Source organism: Cohnella sp. GCM10027633, assembly GCF_042675445.1.
Classification (GTDB): domain Bacteria; phylum Bacillota; class Bacilli; order Paenibacillales; family Paenibacillaceae; genus Cohnella.
The window spans coordinates 1-2648 of the sequence record NZ_JBHTGV010000031.1 but is presented as its reverse complement, the minus strand read 5'-3'; the positions used below and the strand labels follow the sequence as shown (position 1 = coordinate 2648).

Here is a 2648-nt window from a genome sequence, read left to right as displayed (position 1 = left end):
TCATTAGGATAAGCCCTCGACCGATTAGTACTCGTCAGCTGCACGCGTTGCCGCGCTTCCACCCCGAGCCTATCAACCTCGTGTTCTTCAAGGGGTCTTACGAATTGGGAAATCTCATCTTGAGGCAGGCTTCGCGCTTAGATGCTTTCAGCGCTTATCCCTTCCGCACTTGGCTACCCAGCGGTGCTCCTGGCGGAACAACTGGTACACCAGCGGTGCGTCCATCCCGGTCCTCTCGTACTAAGGACAGCCCCTCTCAAATTTCCTACGCCCGCGACAGATAGGGACCGAACTGTCTCACGACGTTCTGAACCCAGCTCGCGTACCGCTTTAATGGGCGAACAGCCCAACCCTTGGGACCTACTTCAGCCCCAGGATGCGATGAGCCGACATCGAGGTGCCAAACCTCCCCGTCGATGTGGACTCTTGGGGGAGATAAGCCTGTTATCCCCAGGGTAGCTTTTATCCGTTGAGCGATGGCCCTTCCATTCGGTACCACCGGATCACTAAGCCCGACTTTCGTCCCTGCTCGACTTGTAGGTCTCGCAGTCAAGCTCCCTTATGCCTTTGCACTCTACGAATGATTTCCAACCATTCTGAGGGAACCTTAGGGCGCCTCCGTTACTCTTTAGGAGGCGACCGCCCCAGTCAAACTGTCCACCTGACACGGTCCCTTCGCCAGCTTCATGGCGACAGGTTAGAACTCCGATACGATCAGGGTGGTATCCCAACGGCGCCTCCACGTAAGCTTGCGCTCACGCTTCAATGGCTCCCACCTATCCTGTACAGACCGTACCAAAGTTCAATATCAAGTTACAGTAAAGCTCCATGGGGTCTTTCCGTCACGTCGCGGGTAACCTGCATCTTCACAGGTACTAAAATTTCACCGGATCTCTCGTTGAGACAGCGCCCAAGATCGTTACGCCATTCGTGCGGGTCAGAATTTACCTGACAAGGAATTTCGCTACCTTAGGACCGTTATAGTTACGGCCGCCGTTTACTGGGGCTTCGGTTCATAGCTTCGGGTTGCCCCTAACCACTCCCCTTAACCTTCCAGCACCGGGCAGGCGTCAGCCCGTATACTTCGCCTTACGGCTTCGCACAGACCTGTGTTTTTGCTAAACAGTCGCTTGGGCCTCTTCACTGCGGCCCCCTCGTGCTATTCACACTACCGGGGCACCCCTTCTCCCGAAGTTACGGGGTCATTTTGCCGAGTTCCTTAACGAGAGTTCTTCCGCGCGCCTTAGAATTTTCATCTCGCCTACCTGTGTCGGTTTGCGGTACGGGCACCTTCTCCTGGCTAGAGGCTTTTCTTGGCAGCGTGGGTGCATGACCTTCGGTACTGTAATTTTCCCTCCCCATCACAGCTTGAGGTTATAGTGTGCGGATTTGCCTACACACACCTCTCACTGCTTAGACAGACTATTCCATCAGTCTGCGTCATTGCCCTCCTGCGTCCCCCCATCGCTCGTAACGGATTACGGTGGTACAGGAATTTCAACCTGTTGTCCTTCGACTACGCCTTTCGGCCTCGCCTTAGGTCCCGACTTACCCTGGGCGGACGAACCTTCCCCAGGAACCCTTAGGCTTTCGGCGGACAAGATTCTCACTTGTCTTTTCGTTACTCATACCGGCATTCTCACTTGAATGCAGTCCACCAGTCCTTACGGTCTGACTTCAACCCGCATTCAACGCTCCCCTACCCAAGTCGTAGCATTCACTTCATGCTGGTATGCTTAGCGAGGGCATTTGGTCAGAATCTTTGAACAACCTTAGCGGTTGATTCTGACGAAATGTCCCGGTGCTGTGACCAGAACAAAGTGAATGCTACGACATGCCATAGCTTCGGTGGTGTGTTTAGCCCCGTTACATTTTCGGCGCAGAGTCACTCGACCAGTGAGCTATTACGCACTCTTTAAATGGTGGCTGCTTCTAAGCCAACATCCTGGTTGTCTTCGCAACTCCACATCCTTTCCCACTTAACACACACTTAGGGACCTTAGCTGATGATCTGGGCTCTTTCCCTCTTGACGACGGATCTTAGCACTCGCCGTCTGACTCCCGAGTATACATACATGGCATTCGGAGTTTGACTGGACTTGGTAACCCTTGGCGGGCCCCGCACCCAATCAGTGCTCTACCTCCATGATGCTCAACCTCGAGGCTAGCCCTAAAGCTATTTCGGGGAGAACCAGCTATCTCCGAGTTCGATTGGAATTTCTCCCCTACCCCCACGTCATCCCAGAGCTTTTCAACGCTCACGAGTTCGGGCCTCCAGTGAGTATTACCTCACCTTCACCCTGCACAGGGGTAGATCACACGGTTTCGGGTCTACGACCACGTACTTAAGCGCCCTATTCAGACTCGCTTTCGCTTCGGCTCCGCCTTCTCAGCTTAACCTTGCACGTGAACGTAACTCGCCGGTTCATTCTACAAAAGGCACGCCATCACCCCTAGATCGGGCTCTGACTTCTTGTAAGCGCACGGTTTCAGGTTCTTTTTCACTCCGCTCCCGCGGTGCTTTTCACCTTTCCCTCACGGTACTGCTTCACTATCGGTCGCCAGGGAGTATTTAGCCTTGGCAGATGGTCCTGCCGGATTCCCACGAGGTTTCACGTGTCTCGCGGTACTCGGGATCCGTCTCGGAG

General features: G+C 54.2%; 1 rRNA gene. It reads right to left on the bottom strand.

The features are described 5' to 3' along the window. Positions 1-4: 4 nt before the first annotated feature. A 23S ribosomal RNA gene (locus tag ACFQZG_RS27515) occupies positions 5-2648 on the bottom strand; the annotation flags it as partial.